At 32.9% G+C, this 21,908-nt stretch carries 23 protein-coding genes; 10 read left to right on the top strand and 13 right to left on the bottom strand.

The annotated features are described in order from the left end of the window. The first annotated feature begins 70 nt into the window (after positions 1-70). The gene (gene pncA, locus BW939_RS05620; RefSeq protein WP_076450673.1) at positions 71-676 is read left to right on the top strand and encodes a bifunctional nicotinamidase/pyrazinamidase; all 606 of its coding nucleotides are present in this window, start codon (positions 71-73) and stop codon (positions 674-676) included. Position 677: 1 nt separating this feature from the next. Here the strand turns inward: pncA and BW939_RS16085 are convergent, their stop codons facing one another. The 3 genes from BW939_RS16085 to pdhA all read right to left on the bottom strand — a co-directional run bounded on the left by BW939_RS16085 (position 678) and on the right by pdhA (position 3,625). Then, positions 678-806, bottom strand: coding sequence for a hypothetical protein (locus tag BW939_RS16085; RefSeq protein WP_262484468.1), 129 nt, complete (start codon positions 804-806; stop codon positions 678-680). Between the two features lie 132 nt (positions 807-938). Further along, positions 939-2,540 carry a pyruvate dehydrogenase complex dihydrolipoamide acetyltransferase gene (locus tag BW939_RS05615; protein ID WP_076450671.1) on the bottom strand — a complete coding sequence of 534 codons (1,602 nt, stop codon included), beginning with the start codon at positions 2,538-2,540 and terminating at the stop codon, positions 939-941. 80 nt (positions 2,541-2,620) lie between these two features. Then, positions 2,621-3,625 carry a pyruvate dehydrogenase (acetyl-transferring) E1 component subunit alpha gene (gene pdhA / locus BW939_RS05610; protein ID WP_076450669.1) on the bottom strand — a complete coding sequence of 335 codons (1,005 nt, stop codon included), beginning with the start codon at positions 3,623-3,625 and terminating at the stop codon, positions 2,621-2,623. A 127-nt stretch (positions 3,626-3,752) separates the two neighbouring features. Here pdhA and BW939_RS05605 point away from each other — a divergent pair, with 127 nt between their 5' ends. Next, positions 3,753-4,355 carry a phosphatase PAP2 family protein gene (locus BW939_RS05605; protein WP_076450667.1) on the top strand — a complete coding sequence of 201 codons (603 nt, stop codon included), beginning with the start codon at positions 3,753-3,755 and terminating at the stop codon, positions 4,353-4,355. A 9-nt stretch (positions 4,356-4,364) separates the two neighbouring features. Continuing rightward, positions 4,365-4,832, top strand: a complete 468-nt coding sequence (locus tag BW939_RS05600) for a BlaI/MecI/CopY family transcriptional regulator (protein ID WP_076450665.1) — start codon at positions 4,365-4,367, stop codon at positions 4,830-4,832. Positions 4,833-5,032: 200 nt separating this feature from the next. On the opposite strand, the gene BW939_RS05595 is transcribed toward BW939_RS05600, so the two are convergent. Continuing rightward, positions 5,033-5,425 carry an RNA recognition motif domain-containing protein gene (locus BW939_RS05595; protein WP_076450664.1) on the bottom strand — a complete coding sequence of 131 codons (393 nt, stop codon included), beginning with the start codon at positions 5,423-5,425 and terminating at the stop codon, positions 5,033-5,035. Between the two features lie 372 nt (positions 5,426-5,797). Here BW939_RS05595 and BW939_RS05590 point away from each other — a divergent pair, with 372 nt between their 5' ends. The 7 genes from BW939_RS05590 (at position 5,798) to BW939_RS05560 (ending at position 13,490) form a co-directional block, all read left to right on the top strand. Continuing rightward, positions 5,798-6,196 (top strand): acyl-CoA thioesterase, encoded by a 399-nt coding sequence (locus BW939_RS05590; RefSeq protein ID WP_076450662.1) that lies wholly within the window; start codon positions 5,798-5,800, stop codon positions 6,194-6,196. After that, on the top strand, positions 6,196-6,756 hold the full coding sequence (locus BW939_RS05585) for a helix-turn-helix domain-containing protein (RefSeq protein ID WP_076450660.1): 561 nt from the start codon (positions 6,196-6,198) through the stop codon (positions 6,754-6,756). Before BW939_RS05590 ends, BW939_RS05585 begins: the two co-directional genes overlap by 1 nt. 98 nt (positions 6,757-6,854) lie before the next feature. After that, a complete protein-coding gene (locus BW939_RS05580) occupies positions 6,855-9,368 on the top strand; it encodes a copper-transporting P-type ATPase (protein WP_076450658.1) in 2,514 nt (837 codons plus the stop codon). A gap of 102 nt (positions 9,369-9,470) precedes the next feature. Then, positions 9,471-10,130, top strand: coding sequence for a YggS family pyridoxal phosphate-dependent enzyme (locus BW939_RS05575; RefSeq protein ID WP_076450657.1), 660 nt, complete (start codon positions 9,471-9,473; stop codon positions 10,128-10,130). Positions 10,131-10,182: 52 nt separating this feature from the next. Continuing rightward, the gene (locus BW939_RS05570; RefSeq protein WP_076450655.1) at positions 10,183-11,367 is read left to right on the top strand and encodes a sigma-54-dependent transcriptional regulator; all 1,185 of its coding nucleotides are present in this window, start codon (positions 10,183-10,185) and stop codon (positions 11,365-11,367) included. A 70-nt stretch (positions 11,368-11,437) separates the two neighbouring features. Further along, complete coding sequence (locus tag BW939_RS05565; RefSeq protein WP_076450652.1) at positions 11,438-12,832, top strand: MATE family efflux transporter; 1,395 nt, start codon at positions 11,438-11,440, stop codon at positions 12,830-12,832. A 271-nt stretch (positions 12,833-13,103) separates the two neighbouring features. Further along, positions 13,104-13,490, top strand: a complete 387-nt coding sequence (locus BW939_RS05560) for an HU family DNA-binding protein (RefSeq protein WP_076450650.1) — start codon at positions 13,104-13,106, stop codon at positions 13,488-13,490. Between the two features lie 209 nt (positions 13,491-13,699). Here the strand turns inward: BW939_RS05560 and BW939_RS05555 are convergent, their stop codons facing one another. The 9 genes from BW939_RS05555 to BW939_RS05515 all read right to left on the bottom strand — a co-directional run bounded on the left by BW939_RS05555 (position 13,700) and on the right by BW939_RS05515 (position 21,754). After that, entirely contained in the window at positions 13,700-14,575 is an 876-nt protein-coding gene (locus BW939_RS05555) for a hypothetical protein (protein ID WP_076450642.1), read from the bottom strand. Further along, a complete protein-coding gene (locus tag BW939_RS05550; protein WP_123891536.1) occupies positions 14,563-16,329 on the bottom strand; it encodes a hypothetical protein in 1,767 nt (588 codons plus the stop codon). The genes BW939_RS05555 and BW939_RS05550 overlap by 13 nt, the downstream gene beginning before the upstream one ends. Positions 16,330-16,530: 201 nt before the next feature. After that, a complete protein-coding gene (locus tag BW939_RS05545) occupies positions 16,531-17,109 on the bottom strand; it encodes a glutathione peroxidase (protein ID WP_076450638.1) in 579 nt (192 codons plus the stop codon). A 13-nt stretch (positions 17,110-17,122) separates the two neighbouring features. Then, positions 17,123-17,785, bottom strand: coding sequence for a histidine kinase (locus BW939_RS05540; RefSeq protein WP_076450844.1), 663 nt, complete (start codon positions 17,783-17,785; stop codon positions 17,123-17,125). Between the two features lie 116 nt (positions 17,786-17,901). Beyond that, positions 17,902-18,624, bottom strand: a complete 723-nt coding sequence (gene kdsB, locus BW939_RS05535; RefSeq protein WP_076450637.1) for a 3-deoxy-manno-octulosonate cytidylyltransferase — start codon at positions 18,622-18,624, stop codon at positions 17,902-17,904. A gap of 93 nt (positions 18,625-18,717) precedes the next feature. Beyond that, positions 18,718-19,329: a hypothetical protein gene (locus tag BW939_RS05530; RefSeq protein WP_076450635.1), complete on the bottom strand. Its 612-nt coding sequence runs from the start codon at positions 19,327-19,329 to the stop codon at positions 18,718-18,720. A gap of 190 nt (positions 19,330-19,519) precedes the next feature. Next, positions 19,520-20,095, bottom strand: coding sequence for a hypothetical protein (locus BW939_RS05525; protein WP_076450634.1), 576 nt, complete (start codon positions 20,093-20,095; stop codon positions 19,520-19,522). Between the two features lie 66 nt (positions 20,096-20,161). After that, on the bottom strand, positions 20,162-21,166 hold the full coding sequence (locus BW939_RS05520; protein WP_185115857.1) for a peptidylprolyl isomerase: 1,005 nt from the start codon (positions 21,164-21,166) through the stop codon (positions 20,162-20,164). A 78-nt stretch (positions 21,167-21,244) separates the two neighbouring features. Beyond that, positions 21,245-21,754, bottom strand: a complete 510-nt coding sequence (locus tag BW939_RS05515) for an FKBP-type peptidyl-prolyl cis-trans isomerase (RefSeq protein WP_076450841.1) — start codon at positions 21,752-21,754, stop codon at positions 21,245-21,247. Between the last annotated feature and the right edge of the window lie 154 nt (positions 21,755-21,908).

Here is a 21,908-nt window from a genome sequence, read left to right as displayed (position 1 = left end):
AAAAGGAATTTTACTGTATTTTTTTAAGTCCTAATTCTTAATCTTTAGTTCAAAAATTATAAAATAAAATATGAAGAAAGCATTGATTATTGTAGATGTACAGAATGACTTTTGTGAGGGTGGATCGCTTGCTGTACCAGACTCTAAAGAGATTATTCCTTACATTAATCTTTTAATGGAAGAGAATGAGTATGACCAAATTATACTTACCCAAGACTGGCATCCAGCGGATCATAAAAGCTTTGCGTCTAATAATAGAAAAAACGTTGGTGAAACAATTATTCTAAATGGTATTCCACAATTTATGTGGCCAGATCATTGTGTACAAGGATCTTTGGGCGCAGATTTTCATCCAGATTTAAATACTCAAAAAGTTACGCATACCATTCAAAAAGGAAAAAACAGTTTGATTGACAGCTATAGCGGTTTTCAAGATAATAATCACTTTATGAAAACAGGTTTGGATGATTTTCTTAAATATCATGAAATCCAATTATTGGAGATTGTTGGTCTTGCGCTAGATTATTGTGTAAAATTTACTGCATTAGATGCTGTTGCCAACGGATATGTAACTTGTGTACATTTCAACGGAACTCGTGCGGTAAACGTAAAACCAGATAATGGAAAAGATGCCATCTATGATATGATCAAAAAAGGCGTTACTATTTTGGGGTAACTTAAACATAAAAAAAATCTCCAGATTGGAGATTTTTTTTATGTTTTGAAATTTTGTAAAGTCTTCCAGCATCTGTGATTGCATACATTGAATTATCAATTCCTTGGGTTACATCTTTATGCAATTTCATGAAAAAATATTTTGTAATGGGTGATTTATTCTAAGAAAAAACAAAATTTGAGCCTGCAAATTTTTCATTTAAATTTAAAACAAAAAAAACCTCCAAAAATAGGAGGTTTGTATTCATAAACTAGAAAAATAGTTATACTAATAAAGATAACGGATTTTCTAGATAAGTTCTTAAAGTTTGTAAGAATTGAGCTCCCGTAGCACCGTCTACCACTCTATGGTCACATGCTAATGAAAGTTTCATTGTATTTCCTACTACAATCTGACCGTCTTTTACGATAGGTTTTTCAATAATAGCCCCAACAGAAAGAATTGCAGAGTTCGGTTGGTTGATAATACTTGTAAAAGTTTCAATTCCAAACATTCCTAGATTAGAAATTGAAAAAGTAGAACCTTCCATCTCGTTTGCCTTAAGACCTTTGCTCTTCGCTCTACCTGCCATATCTTTCACGCCTGCAGAAATTTGGGTATAAGACATTTGGTCTGTATTTTTCAATACCGGAACTACCAATCCATCCGGAATTGCTACCGCTACACCAATATTGATGTTTCCTCTATGGATAATTTTATCACCTGCCCAGCTAGAATTTACTTGTGGATGTTTTCTTAAAGCAATTGCAGTAGCTTTAATAATCATATCATTGAAAGAAATTTTTGTATCTGGAAGAGCATTAATTTCTTTTCTTGCTGCGATGGCTTTATCCATATTAATCTCCACCATTAAATAATAGTGAGGAGCTGAGAATTTGCTTTCAGCAAGACGTTTTGCTATAATATTTCTAACTTGAGAGTTTGGAGTTTCAGAATCCTCGCCTTGTACAAAATTTACAGCAACTTGTGCCGCAGCCACAGGAGCTGCATTTTCTGTTGCCGGTTTTGCAGAAGGCTGATAGTTTTCAATATCTTTCTTCACAATCCTTCCGTTTTCACCAGATCCTTGAACTCCTGAAATATCAACACCTTTATCCTGAGCCATTTTTTTTGCTAAAGGAGAAATAGCTACTCTATCTGAAGAAACAGTAACTTGTGCAACCGATTTCTCTTCTACCTTAGATTCATTTTTTTGTTCTTCTGGTTGAGCAGATGAATGCTGTGTAGATTTGGGTGAGTTTACACCAGAAACATCCGTTCCTTCTGGGCCTATAATTGCCAAAACGGTATCTACTGGAGCAGCACCACCTTCTTCAACACCTTGCTTCAAAAGAATTCCGTTAAATTCAGATTCGAAATCTTGAACTGCTTTATCAGTTTCAATTTCGGCTAATAAATCGCCTTCTTTTACAGTGTCGCCAACATTTTTATGCCATTTAGCTACCTTACCTTCAGTCATTGTATCTGAAAGCCTAGGCATTGTTATTACTTCAACTCCTTTAGGAACCTCCGCAATAGCCGCTTGAGTTTCATTTTTTGCTTCAGGCTGAGCTTCTTCTTTTTTATCTTCAGTTGCATTAGCGGCAGGAGCAGATGCACCACCAGTTAATCCTGAAATATCTTCTCCTTCATTTCCAATAATTGCCAAAACCAAATCTACTGCTGCTGCTGAACCTTCTTCAACACCAACATACAGAAGAGTTCCTTCAATTTCAGATTCAAAATCCTGTACTGCTTTATCAGTTTCAATTTCAGCTAAGATATCTCCTTCTTTAACCTTGTCACCGACTTTTTTATGCCATTTTGCCACCTTACCTTCCGTCATTGTATCGGAAAGACGTGGCATTGTAATTACTTCTGCCATGATTTATATTGATTTGAATTTTGAGATTCGAGATTTGAGATTAGGGGAACTCAAATATCAAATTTCAAATTAATTTAATTTTATTGATTTTCAAATTTATCTAAAAACGGATAATTCTCTTGAGCGTAAACGTACTCATAGATTTTTTCTGTATCAGGATATGGAGAGTTTTCCATAAATTCAATACATTCTTCTACAAAATCTCTAGATTTATTATCCAATATATCTAATTCTTCTTCTGTAGCCCAATTATTTGATAAAATTCTTGATTTAATTAATTCTATAGGGTCGTCCTTTTTGGCAATTGCAACTTCGTCTTTAGATCTATACGGCTCAGCATCAGACATAGAATGCCCTCTGAAACGGTAAGTTCTAGCTTCGATAAAAGTAGGTCCATCTCCTCTTCTTGCTCTTTCAATAGCCTCATAAGCAACTTCAGCTACTTTTTCGGGATCCATTGCATCTACCGCAAGACAAGGCATTTCGTAGCCTAAACCTAGTTTATAGATATCTTCGTGATTGGCAGTTCTTTTCACTGAAGTTCCCATTGCATACTGATTGTTTTCAACAACAAATATTACGGGAAGTTTCCAGTTCATTGCCATATTGAAAGTCTCATGAAGAGATCCTTGTCTAGCAGCACCATCTCCGAAGAAACAAATGTTTACCGCTTTTCTGTCAAAATACTGATCTGCGAAAGCAATACCAGCTCCCAAAGGAATTTGACCTCCCACAATACCATGACCACCATAGAACCTATGTTCTTTACTGAAAATGTGCATAGAACCACCCATTCCTCCGGAAGTACCTGTAGCTTTACCACAAAGTTCTGCCATGATTCTTTTTGGGTCTACCCCCATTGCCATTGGATGGATGTGACATCTGTATGCTGTAATCATACTGTCTTTAGACAAATCCATTGCGTGTGTAAAACCCGCAGGAATAGCCTCTTGGCCATTGTACAAATGTAAAAAACCTCTGATTTTTTGTTTTAGATATAGAGAACGGCATTTGTCTTCAAACCTTCTCCACATAGTCATATCTTCATACCACTTTAGGTACACCTCTTTAGAAAATTCTTTCATGTGCTAGCTTCTTGCTTATTTATTATGAAATAGTTGAGCAAAAATATAAAAAAAACTTCGTTTTTATTATATGTAGAGCAATTGTTTTTTTGCTTATAATATTATATTTACATTATTAAAAATAAAAATGGAAGAAAAACCAATATCACCTCTTCATAAAGTATCCAGAGTAATTTCTGATTTCTTTAATCCTCTTATCTCTTTAATTATATTTTTTGTGTATCTAAGCTTTCACGAATATAATTTAAAACAAGCTCTCTCACACTTCTTGCCAATTTTATTAATAGTCATAATCCCTATTGTAACCTGGATTTTTTATAATGTGAAAACGGGAAAATATACCAATATGGATGTATCAAACCGAATACAGCGAAAAACACTTTATATATTCATCGGGATTTGCGTAATTCTTTATTTATCTTACACCTACCTAAAATCTGGTAGATTTGATTTTGTGATGCTATTTATCTTAATCCTTCTTTTAGCATTACAGATTAGTAATTATTTTATTAAAAGTTCTATGCATACTGCGTTTAACATTTTTGTTGCCACATTATTTTTCAATATAGAAACTTATATGGGGATAATTTGGCTTTTTATTGCTGGTTTGGTAGGAATTACAAGAATTATTTTAAAAAGACACACCACAAAAGAAGTCATTTTAGGAGCATTTATAGCTTTTTTAGTTTCTTTTCTTTATCTTTATTGCAATATTCAGTTCAGAACTTAAATACTATTTATGAAAATTAATCATCTAACCTCGGCGGAAGAAAATTTGATGAAACTTTTTTGGAGGCTCAATTCTTTTTATCTAAAAGAAGTGATGGAGCAACATCCGGAGCCTAAGCCACATCAAAATACCGTTTCTACTTACCTGAAAATTCTTATTGAAAAGGGATATCTGAAAACCGAAAAAGAAGGTAGAATTTTCAAATATTCTGTTCTAGTACCTTTTCAGCAGTATCGTGATTTTTTGATGAAAGAGATTTCTGAAAACTTTTTTGATCATTCTGGAAAAGATATTCTTGCTTTTCTTTTCAGAGAAAATCTTGTTACAAAAGATGATTTAAGAGAATATATTGATCATGATTTAGAAATAAAACCTACGAAAATAAAATTACCAAAATTAGAAATCGCAGAGGAAATCTTGAATCCGAAAAAAGATAAAAAAACAAAAGACAAGAAAAAAAAGAAGAAAAAAGAATAATTCCTTCAAAAAGCTATAACTTTAAACTGAGCAGCTTATAGAACTACAGGCTATTAATTAAATCTTAGAATTTAGAAATTTACAAATCTCTAAATTATATAAGATTCTTCAAACTTTGAATGAAAGTTTCGTGTAAGAATTAATCTAAATTTTATAAAATAAAAACATAAAAAAAAGCGGCTTAAAAGCCGCTTCATTTTTTACCAACGATTTCCGCCACGGTCGTTTCCACCACCGTAGTTTCCACCACCTGTTCCTCTATTATTTCCGTAACCACCTCCACGGCTGTTGTTACCTCCTCCGTAACCACTTCCACCGCTTCTGTTGTTATCAAAGCTTCTTCTTGGTTTTTCTTCTCTTGGTTTAGCTTCAGAAACATTTAACTCTTTTCCGTTAAATTCTTTCTGATTTAAAGCTTCAATAGCTTGTTGTCCTTCTTCGTCACCCATTTCGATAAAACCGAAACCTCTTGAGCGACCAGTTTCTTTGTCTGTGATGATCTTAGCTGAAGATACATCTCCAAATTCTGCGAATAAATCCTGCAACTCATGTTCTTTAGTTGCGTAATTGATGTTTGAAACAAAAATGTTCATTGTAAAAAAAAATTAAATTAGTAAAGATTTGGTATATAAAAGAAAAACAACATAAAGTAATGAACAAATATTGATTCCAAATATAAACCTCTGCAAGATACAATTAATAATTTCAAAATCAAGTTTTTTTTTAAGCATTTCAACAAATGTTAAAATTCGACTATATTTACTTATGTTTTGGCACTTTTCAGAGTGTTTTTAAAGGTCTTTAAAGTGTTTTTTGTACATTAGATGTCGCATTTGAGCTTTAAATATGAAAATTCATACTATAAACTATCAAAATACATTCGTTGAAATTGCAGAACACAGCCCATTTTACTATCTGAAATTCCGCCTCAAAAAAAAGCATAAAATTAGAAATCAAAATAAACTATGAACTATCATACTAGAAAATGGGTAAAACCAGAAGATCTTAATCCCAACCAATCTCTTTTCGGAGGACGATTATTACAGTGGATTGATGAAGAAGCAGCATTATACGCCGTTATTCAGCTTGAAAATAAGAAAGTTGTAACAAAATTTATTTCAGAAATTAATTTTATAAGTTCGGCTAAACAAGGAGATATTATTGAAATTGGCATAGAAGTTATTAAATTTGGTTCTAGCTCAATCACTTTGGCTTGCCAGGTAAGAAATAAAATGACCCACCAAACCATTATTACCGTTGATAGAATTGTAATGGTAAATCTAGACGAAGAAGGAAATCCTGCACCTCATGGCAAAACAAAAATTGAATTTGTAAAAGACAGGCTCACACCAAAGGAGGAATAATGAAGATTTACATTAAAAACATGGTGTGTAATCGTTGTATTTTGGCAGTTTCAAAAATCTTTGAAGACGAAAGAGTCAACGTTGTAGATATCAATTTGGGTGAAGTAAAATTAAAATCGAAAATCTCAGAAGAAATTTTAAGAAATATTGAAAAAAAATTGATGGAACTAGGTTTTTCAAGAATTAAGGATCCAGCCCAGCAACTTATCGAAAAAATAAAAAATCTTGTTATCTCAAAAATCAGTAGTTTAGATATTGCTGAAAATTTTGTTTTATCACAATTTCTATCATCAAACCTTCACAAAGATTACAGTATAATTTCCAAAGCATTTTCTCAAACAGAAAACAGTACTTTAGAACAGTTTTTCATTCTTCAAAAAATTGAAAAAGTAAAAGAAATATTGTTATATAATGAATTTACGTTAACCGAAATCTCAGCAAAGCTTGGCTACAAAAGTGTTCAGCATTTGTCGGCTCAATTTAGAAATAGCACCGGTTTGTCTCCTACTGAATTTAAAAAACTTAAAATCAATAATCGTAAAGCCGTGGATTTACTATAATTTTCAGTTTAAAAAATCTTAATTCTGTAAACAAAATCCTTAAATCTATAACAGATTTCCGTTTGCTTTCATGAAATTTGTATTCTTAAATTCATTAAATGGAAAACGAATCTCATCATCATAAAAAACCGAATCCCAGCGAAAAAATATCTCCAAGCTCCGTCTACTACTGTCCTATGGAATGTGAAGGCGAAAAAGTGTATTTTCAGCCCGGAAAAAGATGTTCAGTTTGCAACATGTTTTTGGTTCCAATTGAGGAAAAACTAGAAAAAGACCCCAATTATATACCTCAATTTTCATCAACACATCTTCCTGATAATTATAAGTATAATATCGGGAAATATTATTGCCCCATGTTTTGTGAAAGTAAAAAACTGTACGATAGCAACATTGGCTGCCCGGTTTGCCACATGCATTTGGAAGAAATAACAGAGGAGTTGGTAAGAAGTAATAATACTGATGGTGAAAACCCCAAAATATTAAATTCTGAAACTGCTGGAAAATATTATTGCCCTATGTTTTGTGAAGGAGATAAAGTGTACGAATCCAATGTTGGCTGCCCCGTTTGCGGAATGGATCTCGTAAAACATCCAGATAAAAACGGTGACAATTCAGATGACACCTACCATATCTTAAAAAGAAAATTGCTTATTTCTCTGGCTTTTACAATACCTGTATTTCTACTTTCTATGGGAGGAATGCTTATTAAGTTTTCTTTTTTGAAAGAAATTCAAGGGTGGATTGAATTGATTCTTACACTTCCTGTTTTATTTTATTCGGGGTGGTTTTTGATGCAACGAGGCTGGGTTTCTTTTAAAACCTGGAACCTGAATATGTTCAGCTTGATTGCTTTGGGCGTTTCCGCTGCATTTATTTTCAGCATTGTTGTGTTACTTTTTCCAAGTTTAATTCCGCATCATATTCTTGGTCACAATCACGAAATCCCTTTATATTTTGAGGCCGTTTGTGTAATTTTAACTTTGGTTATCTTAGGACAATTGATGGAAGCTTTGGCTCATAAAAAAACGGGAAATGCCATTAAGAATTTAATGAGTTTATCTCCCGATCAAGCCAATTTGTTCATTAATAATGAAGAAAAAAAAGTTCCGCTTTCTGAAATTAAAATAGGAGATCTATTAAAAGTAAAACCCGGAGAAAAAATCCCTGTAGATGGAAAAATAATTGAAGGTAATTCTGTAATAGACGAAAGTATGATCACTGGCGAACCAATTCCTGTAGAGAAAAATGCAGATTCAAAAGTAAGCGCAGGAACCATCAATGGAAATCAGGTCTTCATTATGAAAGCTGAAAAAGTGGGCGATGAAACTTTACTCGCAAAAATCATCAAGATGGTAAATGATGCTAGCCGAAGTCGTGCTCCAATTCAAAAACTTACAGATAAAGTTTCAAAAATATTTGTTCCTATCGTAATTTTAGTTTCAGTTACCACCTTTATTTTATGGCAGATTTTCGGGCCAGAAAACCAAAAAACTTTATTTGCATTTGTGAACGCCGTATCTGTGTTGATCGTTGCTTGTCCATGTGCATTAGGTTTGGCAACACCTATGTCGCTAATGGTTGGAATTGGAAAAGGTGCAAAAAGCGGCATTCTAATAAAGAACGCCGAAGCTCTCGAACAAATGAATAAGGTAAACGTATTAATAACCGATAAAACAGGAACTTTAACTGAAGGAAAACCATCTTTGAAACATATAGAATCAATTAATAATGACCCTAATTTGATTTTAAAATTAGCTTACTCCTTAAATCAAAATTCTGAACATCCTTTATCTAATGCGATCATTAAAAAGGCAAAATCAGAAAATATATCTTCTGAAAAAGTAATCGATTTTGAAAACATTTCCGGAAAAGGCGTGAAAGCAACAATCAATGGAAAAATGGTTTTTCTTGGTAACGAAAATCTTTTGAGTTCAAACCAAATTTCAATTCCTGAAAACTTAATAGCAAAAGCAAACGAATTTCAAAACCAAGCACACACAATCTCGTTTTTGGCTCAGAAAAATGAAGTTTTGGGTTTCATGAGTTTTACAGATGATATTAAAGAATCTTCTAAAAAAGCTGTGAAAAATTTACTAAATGACGGAATTGAAATCATTATGATGACCGGTGATAACGAAAACACCGCACAAGCCGTAGCCAAAGAACTTGGAATAAAAAAATTCAAAGCCAAATGTCTTCCTGAAGACAAATTGAATGCTGTAAAAAAACTTCAGAACGAAGGAATGATTGTCGCCATGACCGGAGACGGCATCAATGATTCACCTGCTCTTGCACAGGCCAACATAGGAATTGCTATGGGAACCGGAACTGACATTGCTATTGAAAGCGCAGAAATTACTTTGCTGAAAGGTGATCTTTTGGGAGTTTCGGAAGCAAAATTATTAAGTAAAAAACTACTCAAAAACATTAAAGAAAATCTTTTCTTCGCCTTTGTTTATAACGTATTGGGCATTCCGATTGCAGCAGGATTACTCTACCCCTTCTTCGGAATTTTACTCTCACCCATGATAGCAGCGGCAGCGATGAGTGCGAGTTCTCTATCTGTAATTTTAAATTCTTTAAGATTAAATTCTGTCAATTTGAAAATTTAAAATTTGATTATACAGTAGAAATTGGCCTTTAGCCAGAGCGTCATACAGAAAACCAACCTCAATAAAACCAATTTTTAAATTAATTTTAAGAAATTTGCACCTATGAGCTTACAAGAAAATTACAACAATATAAAAAAACAGCTTCCCCAAAATGTAGAATTGGTAGCTGTTTCAAAAACCCATTCGGTATCGGCTATTCAGGAAGTTTATGATTTCGGACAAAAAGTTTTTGCAGAAAACAAAGTACAAGAAATTATGGAAAAACATCCGCTTCTTCCAAAAGATATTCAGTGGCATTTGATTGGGCATCTGCAAACCAATAAAGTAAAATATATTGCTGAATTTATAGACACTATTCAAAGTGTAGATTCTGAGAAACTTTTAAATGAAATAAATAAAGAAGCTGCAAAAAATAAGCGTAAAATAAAAGTTTTGTTACAAGTGAAAATTGCAGAAGAAGACTCAAAATTCGGACTTGAAATTTCTGAAGCTGACAATTTATTCCAAAAGTTCATCAGCGGAGATTTTCCCAATGTAGAAATTACGGGTTTAATGGGTATGGCAACTTTTACGGATGATAAAAATCAAATAAAAAAAGAATTTTCAGTGTTAAAGAATGTTTTTACCAAACTTAATGAAAAGCATTCGTTGAAAACCCTGTCCATGGGGATGAGTGATGATTTTCCTATTGCAATAGAATGTGGTGCAAATTCCGTAAGAGTTGGTTCTGCTATTTTTGGAAGAAGAGACTACACCAATTAAACTTAGGAATAATATTTGCTTATAATCCGGCAAAATTAATTAAATTGCGACTATGCAAAAAATCCTTATCGTAGAAGACGAAAAAGCTATTTCCGGAGTACTTCATAGTATTCTATCTGATGAATTGACTGAATATGAATTTGTGATTGCCGAAGACGGTCTCGAAGGCTTTAAACATATTGAAAAAGAAGATTTTGCACTGGTAATTTCCGATATTAAAATGCCGAAACTACCAGGCACAGAGCTTTTGAAACAAAGCATGGCACTAAAGCCAGATAGTACATTCATCATGATTTCTGGTCACGCTGATATTGATTCTGCTGTTTCTTGTCTTAAAGATGGTGCTTACGATTTTATCTCAAAACCCATTGACATCAATAGGTTGATTACGAGCGTGAAAAATGCTTTAATTAAAGAAACACTTAAAAAAGAAAACAAAAATCTACAAAACGAAAATAAAACCCTTAAAAAGAAAGTCAATAAAAAATACCAAATGATTGGTGAGTCTGAACCTTTAAAAAAGATTCAGGAAATGATTGAAAAGGTGGCAGTTTCTGATGCAAGAGTTTTAATAACAGGACCCAACGGAGCTGGAAAAGAATTGGTTGCCCACGCCATCCACAATTTAAGCGAAAGATCAAGAGGGCCAATGGTGGAAGTAAACTGCGCCGCCATTCCTTCTGAACTTATAGAATCTGAACTTTTCGGTCACGTAAAAGGATCATTTACAGGGGCTATTAAAGACAAACAAGGAAAGTTTGAACAAGCCAATAATGGAACTATTTTCTTAGATGAAATTGGAGACATGAGCCTTATCGCTCAAGCTAAAGTATTGAGAGCATTGCAGGAAAGCAAAGTCTCTCCTGTAGGAAGCGACAAAGAAATAAAGGTGGATGTGAGAGTACTTGCTGCAACCAATAAGAATATGGCCAAGGAAATCGAAGCAGGAAGATTCAGAGAAGATCTATACCACAGACTTTCTGTAATAGAAATCTATGTACCGCCTTTGGACGAGAGAAAAGCAGATATCAAATTGCTGGTAGATCATTTCTCAGGTTTAATTTCTGATGAGCACGGTACTGCATTGAAAAAATTCGATGATTCTGCCATTAAAGCTCTGGAAGCACTCTCGTGGACAGGAAACATCCGTGAATTGAGAAATGTGGTTGAAAGATTGATCATTTTGGGTGGCCCAACTGTTTCACAGGAAGACGTTGCAAGTTTTGTGAGAAAATAAATTAATACTTAATTCTCTTAAATTATAAAAATTTGCAGTATTTATGCTGCAGATTTTTTTTTGAACCATTATGAATTTTTTAAATAAAAATTACACGAAAGAAGCACTTACATTGGCTCTTCCGGTAATACTTACGCAAGTAGGTCAGGTTTCTGTAAACTTATTTGACAATATTATCGTTGGAAAGCTTTTAGGCGCCGATGCTCTAGCCTCTGTTTCCCTCGGAAATGCAGTGTTCTTTTCTATGTTTGTTTTAGCATTAGGATTTTCCTTTGCCATTCCACCGCTGGTATCGGAGGCACATTCTCAGCATGATAACAAAACTATTAATTCAGTATTCAGCCATGGTTTTGTTATTAATATGACAGTTGGGATTATTCTCATGCTGGTTTTGTTTGCAGGCCTACCTCTACTCTATCATTCGGGACAGCCAACGAAGATTATTCCAGACACCGTAGACTTTCTATGGATTATGGCGATAAGTATTGTTCCTTTTATGGCGTTTCAAACCTTGAGAGAGGTTTCTGAAGGTTTATCTTACACTATTGGAGTTACAAAAGCCACTATTTTTGCTAACATCATTAATATTGTACTGAACTACGTTTTTATCAAAGGACTTTGGATTTTTCCAGAAATGGGCGTTAAAGGCTCGGCATTAGCAAGCTTAATTGCCAGAATTTTCATGGTCGTTTTTCTATATTTTGTTCTGCTTAAAGAGCCAAAAACAAAGCAATTTATTAAAGAGTTTTCATTAAAGATGAAAGTTTTCTCGAAAAATATGTTTGAAAAAATGGTGAGATTAGGCTTTCCTACGGCGTTACAAATGTTCTTTGAAGTGACCGCTTTCGCAGCAGCAGCATTTATCTGCGGCATTACCTTTGCGGATGACGTAGTTTCACAACAATTTGCAGCACATCAAATTGCTTCACATCAAATTGCATTGAGTATGGCTTCATTTACATTTAATCTCTGTATAGGTTTCAGCGTGGCATCAACAGTAATGATTGGCAGAAAAATGGGCGAACAGAATTTTATAGAACTAAGAAAAATAGGAATCAACAATCTTAAAATTTCTTTTTTATTCATGTGTATTTGCGGATTGTTCTTTATTATTGGAAGGAATATTTTGCCTACCTTTTTCACAAAACCTGAAGAGGTAGAAGTAATTATGCTGGCTTCAAAATTACTGATTATTGCAGCTCTTTTCCAGCTCTCAGACGGAATACAGGTAACCGCATTAGGAATGCTAAGAGGATTACAGGATGTAAAAATACCTTCTATCCTTACATTCATTGCCTATTGGCTCATTACAATACCATTGGGATATTTCCTCTGTGTAACGATGAAAATGGGTGCGCTCGGAATGTGGATTGCGCTCGGATTGGGATTAACGGTTTCTGCCGCGATGCTCGTCAAACGTTTTCTCAATTTGTCTGCAAAGAGAATTGAACAGAATAAATTATAAAAGGAAAGCGGTCTTCGGATCGCTTTTTTTGTTTTAATTTTAGATATGTATTTCCGCAATTAATAACAATTTGATATTTAACGGTTCGTTTGTCATTCTGTAGGAATCTTAACTTTTTTATTTTCAAGTGTAGAAAATGCAGCGGAGATCTCTTTTTAATAAGAAGAATTTAAGCTTTAATTAGGAAAAAAAATCACCAAATAGTAATATTTGATTTATATTTTTCCGATTAAATTATTATATTTGAAATTATCCAAAAAAACACATTATTATGCCAGTACAGTATTCACTAAGTGAAAAGGGAAATCCGTCTGATCAGACCGCTCCAAAAAAATTCTATGCCAACGCAAAAGCTACAGGTGAAGTTACTTTCCGCAGCCTGAGTAAGGAAATTGCTGCAAGCTCTACCACAGTGAGCGACACTGATGTCTTAGCCGTATTGAATGATTTGACTAAAGCACTCTCTAAACATCTTTCAGAAGGAAGAATCGTAAGGTTTGGAGATTTTGGATCTTTCAGTTTAACGTTGAGCAGCGAAGGCGCTGAGACTGCTGAAAAGTTTAATTCTTCAATGATCAAAGCCGCAAAAATAGCATTCCGCCCGGGAATTGATCTTAAAGAAATGCTCGCTATCGTCAAGTTTGAAAAAGCTAAGTAAGCAATTTTAAAAAGCAGGCGTGCTTTTTAAAATTGCACGCCTGCTTTTTCTAAAAGCTCCCGTGGATTTGTGTAAAACCACGGGAGCTGTTGTTTTAATCCTTTAGAGGAGTTTTTATTTGCATATTCAGTAATTCCAAACATCTATATACGTTACTATAGCAATTTTTGAAATGACAGGCATAATTTCGTTAAAGAATAGTACAGAGATTAATAATATTCTATCCCTCGTTTTGTCACTGAAACAAGTTTTTTATCTTTATTATATGTTCTTCTCTCAATCCAGTTTCCATTTGTATCATAAATGTATTCAAATGTCAAAAACAGATTCTTTTTGCCATTAATTATCACAAATGTATTTGAAGCATCTCCTTTTTCATTATATATAAATTTGGAAATATGTTTTTTTTCTTGTTGAATATCTTCAACTATTTCGGATTCTTTCCTGGCATTATGATCATCAATATACTTAGTGTAGATCACTTCTTGAATAGCATCTCTATCGTAGTTTTTCTTTATAGAAATTAAGCGATTTGTATTATCGTATTCAAAAATAGTTTTTTCTTTATAAGAATTATCTGAATTTCTAATAGTATATATTTCAGTATTATTTTCCTGTACATATCTATAAAAGAGATTTGGTTCAGAATTGCTGAATTTCACTATTTCTACTGTATCTTTCTTATAATTGTATTCCCATTTCAATTCCTTATTTGAATCGAAAAAAGTGCAGATTTCTTTAAAAACTCTATTTTCATTGTCATAGTCATAACTCCAATCTGCAAACTTTTTCAATTGGTTATTTTCTATCGTAAAGCTATTTTTTTCTTTTAAATATCCATTTTTTTTAAAGTTTAACCTGTAATTATCTTCGGAAAGAAAAGTATATGGATGAAGTATATATTTTGTCTTTTTTCTGTTTTTGAAAGAGGGCTGAAATTCTCTGTAAAAAATGCTTTTTACATATCCTTTGAGTTCAAATCTTTCAATATCATTTTTACTCAGCCTATATTTCATTTGTGCTGTAACAGAGCAGCTGAGAGAAAATAAAATTATTACTAGAATGTTTTTATTTAAAGTTCCCATAAATAATAATTATTTTGGTATGTATTCTCTAAAAGTGTTTTTTCAGATTGTGGTAGTAGATTCCATGCTCTTGTACCCTTTAATCCTCCCCCTAACCATGCAACGGCTCTATATTCTAGATCTGTATAATGACTGCTATAGACTTGCTTTAAAAAGTTTACCATAATATTTATGTAATGAGCTCCCATAATTTCGTGATCGACATCTGTATTATTAGAAGAAAATCTAATATAATAATCAAACATTCCAACGTAATTATTATTATTTAAATAACCGAGAACCAAATTCAAATCAAAGTTACCATTATTTGGAGCAAGTGTAAGAAGCTTTCTAAACATTTCTGCATGTACCATTTCATGCATAAATGCATTCGCTAAAATTATTTTAGGAGTTGAAGCGTAATCCCAATTTTGGTTGAAAGTTATTTTTATCCAGTAATTAATTGGTTCTTTTGTTTGTGCAATAGCATCAGGCTTTGTTACAGCACCAACATCAAACATCAGATGTGCTACAGAAAATGTTGGTTCAAAATTTTGTAAATATTGTTTAAAATTAGATGCTGTTTTTATTTTATTGTAGATACTGTTTAATTTAGCACTACTTTTAAATCTTGTAGTGGGTTTTACTCTGTTTGGATCTATCCAATCTTCCATTAATTCATTTTGAAGAGTTTGATTTGTTAATGGTGTATCTATAAACCAATCCTGAAACTGCTCTATCGTTGCATCAGGATTTATATTTAAAAGGTAATTAAAAGCCCAATTCAAAAAATATTGGTTGGCGGTCTGTGACGCAGTAGCATCTGCGTTCGCATTAATATACCAACTATTTAAAGTTGTTAATCTTTCTGTGATAAATGTTTTCGTAGTGGTATTTATACCATTTTGTTGAAAATAAAAAAAGGTATGGTAAAAAAGGTCTGGATTGGTAACCCTTAACTGATTAATTTCTGTCCCCAAAGAAGTAAAAAAGTTTGCAACATTAGTATAGTGAATATAATTGGGGTCATCAAGATCTTCTGTTAAGTAATATTGATAGCCTATTGAAATAAATGGGCTTGTAAATACTCCATTTTCTCCTGCCGGATAATATCCGTTGTAAGGAGGATTATCTGTATCATCTTCTACACTTTCACATACGTATAAATAAACATTAATTAATTGTGATTGTGTCTCCGCTTTACATTGTCCTGGACCATTTCCTTTTGGCTCACCATGATGATGCACGCTATCACTACACCATGTATATGCTTGTTCTTGAATATAGTTGCAATTTTGGTTTTTTGATGTTCCGGAAGCTCCTGATGTCAATTCTGTAATACTATATTTGTCTTTAGTACTTACATTACCTCCAAGCATTAAGGTTTTCTTTTCTTGTGAAGTTAAATTGTAAGAAATTAGGAACTCCCTATATGTTCCATCTGGCATAGAAGTTAATACCAAATTTTCTAACGGATCGTTATCTTTTGCATCCGGATGATCAATTTTAAAAGTATAAGTATGAAAGCCAGCTCCACTTTCAAAATATTTAACATTACTTGTACTAATAGTACTGTTGTTAAAATTGACAACTACGCCTTTTGAATCAAAATGAGTTTTGTTCAATTGTAATTTAGCGACCTGTAATTCTTTCTGTAGTTTACTTTTGTGAATACTTTCGTCGAGTGGGATAACCTTAGAAAAGAACAACGGATTTTTTTGTGTTTCTGATGTCTGATCATCATTAAGACTCTCTGTTCTACAGGAATATGCCATCAACAGCAATGAGCTTAGAATAAGCAGCGTAATTTTTTTCATGGTTATATTTTTTAAATCTACAGTGCAATGATAATAATATTATCACATATAAGTGTGAATTGTTTAAGGATTTTTTTAGTTAATTTTTTCAGATAAAATTTATCTATAAAAAAAGCAACTCATACCGAGTTGCTTTTCTATATTATTTAAGATAAAAACTTAGTTTAAATATTTCGTAAGAGCTTCATCCGTTGGCTTCACATCACTTTTGAATGAATCAATCAGTTTTCCGTTTTCGTCTACCAGAAACTTGGTAAAGTTCCAAAGGATTTTGCTGTCTTTTACTCCGTTTAAATCTTTTTCTGTAAGGAATTTAAAAATGGGAGCCATGTCGTCGCCTTTCACAGAAACTTTTGCTGCCAAGGGAAAAGTTACACCATAGTTTTTCTCGCAGAAAGCACCGATTTCAACGTTTGAACCGGGTTCTTGTCCGCCAAAATTGTTGGCAGGAAATCCCACTACAACCAATTTATCGCCATATTCTTTTGAGATTTGCTCTAAATCTTTGTACTGAGGGGTGAAACCACACTCTGAAGCAGTGTTCACAATAAGGATCTTCTTACCTTTAAAGTCTGCAAAATTGATAGTTTTGCCTTCTTCAAGAGCGTCTACTTTGTAATCGTAAATTGTTTTTCCCATTAATTCTTTGGTTTTGGTTTTTGAAGCTTCAGATTTTTTCTGAGCACAACTGTTGAAAAATGCTACGAAAGAAAGCAGCATGATAAACATTTTTTTCATATTAAGAAGATTTTTAAAATTTAAAAATATTGGCAGGAAAAACTTTGTTGATTTCCACTTTATTAAGAATCATCACATAATCTCCGTCTTTTTTGGAGCTAGACGATTCAATCCTGAAAGGCATCATCAAATTCCCTACCCTTTTGTAATCTGAGTACAATAAAGTGTCATCTTTTTTTATTTCTTTCAAAATCATAAAAGTTTTGGTATCGAAATAATAGATGTTTTTGTTGACATTTTTGGTGAGTTCTACTTTGTGACAGTAGATATTTCCTATTTTTTCTTTGCCCAGATATTGTGCATTAAAACCTTTGTTTTCCCAATCGATAAAGTCGTTGTCGAAGCTTTCCGCCACGTATTCTTTATATTCCTGAAGCTTGTTTGCAGCATAATTCATAGCATAACCTTTGGTACCGTCATATCCTTCAATAGCGGTTTCTTTTCCTCCAATTGTAATTATGGTTTTGGTTAAATTTGGTCTTTGCTGATAGATTTTAATAGAGTATTCATCTTTAATTCCTAAAATCACTTTTCCTTGCAATAGTACAGAATTTAAGAGTTTCCACTGCATCAAACCTCCTGATAGCTCTATGTTTTTGTCTATGATTTCTTTAGCTGTCTGTGCAAAAATGTTTTGTGAAAATATAAGGACGAATATTAAAAGAAGTTTCTTCATTAAATCTATTTTATAAAGCCAAATATAAGTTTTTTTAATTTGAAAATTTGAAAATGATTTAATTTGAAAATGCAAAACTATCAACAGCATTTTCAAATTATCTAATTGATATATTTTCAAATTAATTTTCTTGCTTTTTCAAGATCTTCGGGCGTATCGATTCCTACTCCTATGAAATTGGTTTCAATTAATTTAATTTTCATCCCATATTCCAGATAGCGGATGCATTCTATTTTTTCGGAGATTTCCAATGGTTTCATTTCCAGTTTTGAAAATTGTATTAAAGCATGTTTTCGGAAAGCATAAACCCCAATGTGTTTGTAATAATCTACATTATAAGAAATTTCCCGATGAAAAGGAATAGCAGAACGGCTGAAATACAGGGCAAAACCATTGTTGTCTGTAATTACTTTTACATTATTGGGGTTTTCTATTTCTTCTCTTTCATCAAGTTTAATTTTTAATGATGCCAAAGAAATTTCCTGATTTTCGTCTTCTGTAAAAATTTCAATTAATTGTTTTAAAGGTTCAAGTTTTAAAAAAGGTTCATCTCCCTGAACGTTAATAACGATATCGCAATCAATATTTTGTACAGCTTCGGCAATTCTGTCGCTTCCTGTTTCGTGCTTTCCCGTCATTACTGCTTTGCCTCCATTTTTTTTTATTTCATTAAAGATAATTTCAGAATCTGTTGCTACAAAAACTTCATCAAATAAACCCGTTTCCACCACATTTTTATAGGTTGTAGTAATTACGGTTTTGTCACCCAAAATCTGCATCAGTTTTCCTGGAAAGCGACTTGCTTCGTAACGAGCGGGTATAACAGCGATAATTTTCATTGATCTTATTTAAAATTAAAACACAAAAGTCGCAAAAGTTTTTGAGATGGATGTTGCAAACCAAAGATATTGTCTGCAAACCGAATGATTAATTTAAAAAATTACTTTTTCAGAATCTTGTAAAAAATGCAGAATGAGGATGATTCCGTAAATCCATGCACTATAAAGAAAGGAGTAAAATAACCCAAAAGTGATACTTTTAAATAAATCTCCTTTACATTGTCTGGAATTTTTGAAAACCAAACGTATGGCTCGGAAGAAAACCCAGTAAAGCATTGCTGCAAAAATGAAAGTGGCTGACCACAAAAAAACACCTAAAAAATAAAGCAAAAATGCAGCAAGAATAGCCAGAACAAACCACAAAATTACACCAAGAACCCATCCTCCAATTCCATCTCCAATTGCAGGAATTTCTACGCTCGAAGTGTCTATTAATGGAGTTTTATGAGCTATTTCTTTTAATTTTTCTTCACTAATTAACTCTCCTACATTTTCTTTTAATTTTAAACCAAAATACAATCCTAAACTTATAAACAGAAAAAATGTTCCGCCTAAAATGGTAGTTGAAATAATTGAATTCTCAAACAAAGTTCTATGTGATTGAAAACCAGAAACCCAAACGCAAAGAATTACCAAAATAATAATTCCGAGAGCGAGCAAGCTCAGTATTTTCGTCTCTACTAAAAATTTGTTTTTTAAATTCATTAAAATAATATCTGTTTTAATCTTTACGTTTTAAAATTTATATTGAATATCCGTTATTCATCATAATGCTAAATTTAACGCAAGCGCCAATAAAGAATTTTAAATACTCATTGTTTTTAGTTTATAAAAAATAGTAAACTTAGCAACGAAAAACAAAGTATTTTCAATGATTACAGTTTGCAGACAATCATCACAATTTATCTAAAATCTTCTTCGGTAATACTTTTGTAACCCTTGGTTTGAATTCGTTTTCTATCAGTACAAATTTCCATATTTTTTGATCTTTTGATACAGCACAAGCTTTCATTTTCGCATTGATATAATAAGACATTTCGTTGGGATAATAAATTACATTACCGGTTCCGTATTTTTGCACCAACATATTTTTTATGGTATTGCGCATTTTTTCGTTCATTCCTTCAGCATTAAAATGAATTCTTACAGCATAATTGATTGTAGAAAAATATTCTCCTTGTATTAAATCTGGTTTGCCCGCACCTACAACTTTAAAATTTTTAATTTCAACCTTCATTACAGGATTATTGTACGTCATATTCAGAATCATTTTCATCTGATCTTTTTTTAATTCGGGTGTAGCTGTGAAAAATTTCGGATAAATACTTTCTACCACCTGATCTATTTGTTTGTTTTTCAGCTGATTCAAGAAATTAGTAAATGATGTTGCAATTACTTGCTGATTGTAATTCTGAGCAGAAAAAAATACACTCAGTACTAAAAAAACACTTAAAAAAAGTTTTGTCTTCATATTATTTTAAAGTAAAAATATAAAAAAAGCCATTCTCGCGAATGGCTTTATGATTATTTGTGTCTATTATTTAATCTTCACTAATTCTACATCGAAAACCAACCAAGCATTTGGTGGAATTACTCCTCCTGCTCCGTTTGCTCCATAGCCCATTGCTGGAGGAATAAGTAACGTAGCGGTTTCGCCTTCTTTTAACAAAAGAATACCTTCATCCCAACCTTTAATTACTCTACCCATACCAATAGGAATTTCAATAGGCTCATTTCTTTTGAATGAAGAATCGAATTCTGTACCGTCAACCAATTTACCTGCGTAGTGTACAGAAACATTATCTCCTACTTTTGGAGTTGCTCCAGAAGTGGTTTTTGTAATTTTGTAATAAAGACCAGATTCTGTTTTTTGCATACCTGCTTTCAGATCTTCCATCTTTTTGTTGGCTTCTGCTTCAGCTTTATCAGCCATAGCTTTATTATTAGCAGCAATCTTAGCTTTACCTTCATTGAAGGTTTTTGCAGCATCATAGTTTTTGTACTCATCACCTTTACTGAAAATTCCTACTTTTTCAAGTACAATATCAGTTTTGGGTTTGTCTTGAGCTCCTTTTTCTACATTAGCGATGGCATCTACAGTCTCTAGACCTTTTACAACCTTCCCAAAAATAGTGTGTCTTCCGTCTAACCAAGGTGTTGCCACTTCGGTAATAAAAAACTGAGATCCGTTTGTATTAGGCCCTGAGTTTGCCATAGAAAGCACACCTTTTCCGGTATGTTTAAGGTCATTTTTCTCGTCTTCAAACTTGTAACCAGGATCTCCTGCACCAGTACCCTGAGGGTCACCACCTTGGATCATAAAATCCTTTATTACTCTGTGGAAAATAGTCCCATCATAGTAAGGTACACCTTTCGCTTTCGCTTTGTTATCAATTTTCCCTTCTGCAAGGCCAACAAAATTGGCAACAGTTACGGGTGCTTTTTTATCTTCCAACTTCACGATCATGTTTCCTTTCGTTGTCTGAAGATTAGCATAAATTCCGTCATTAAGACCTTCGTAAGTTTCTTTGTCTACGTTCATTTTTTTATAGATTGGAGTGCAGCTCATCAGCGATACGCTTGCCGCTGCAAGAATTATATTTTTGTTAAAAATTTTCATTTATATCAATTTCAGTTTTATAATTAAGGGAACATCATTATCAATTTTATTCTGGTCACCAAAAGTACCATAAGCCAGTGGTGAGGGCACTAAAATAGTAATTTCCTCTCCCTGCTTCATGTATCTTAATGCGTTTTCTACAGCTTTCAATTCATCAAAATGACCAAATCTAGCATTTTCTCTAGCAAAAGATTTTTCATAAATTTTAGTCATATCAAAATCATATAATTCGTATGAATAAGAAACGGTAGTGCCGTCAGCTTGTTTCTCTCTTTCATCAAAACCTACAACATCAACCCAATAATTCATTTTTGTAGGATAATATTTTGTTTTTTGACCTGAGATCCAATCTTGTATCTGCTGTCTTTCCATACTATTGAGATTCTTGGTTCTTTCTTTGGAAGTTTTAAGATCAGACTGGCTCAAAACACCTCCTACCGGAGGATATATTGTTGTATTTCTTTTGCAACCAGCGAAAGCCAGAATAGAGAAAAGAAGTATTTTATTCAAGTGCAGTTGGTTTATTGTTTTATAACTATTTGCAAACATTATTTTATTTAATTTACAATGCAAATTTTATTACTTGTGATTTCAAAAACTGATGCGAAAATACGCAATTATATGAACATATAAAAACAAAAAAAGCCAAGAAAAATCTTGGCTT

Source organism: Chryseobacterium piscicola, from assembly GCF_900156685.1.
Taxonomy (GTDB): Bacteria; Bacteroidota; Bacteroidia; order Flavobacteriales; family Weeksellaceae; genus Chryseobacterium; species Chryseobacterium piscicola.
The sequence above is the reverse complement of the archived record's forward strand: the minus strand, read 5'-3'. Positions and strand labels throughout refer to the sequence as shown.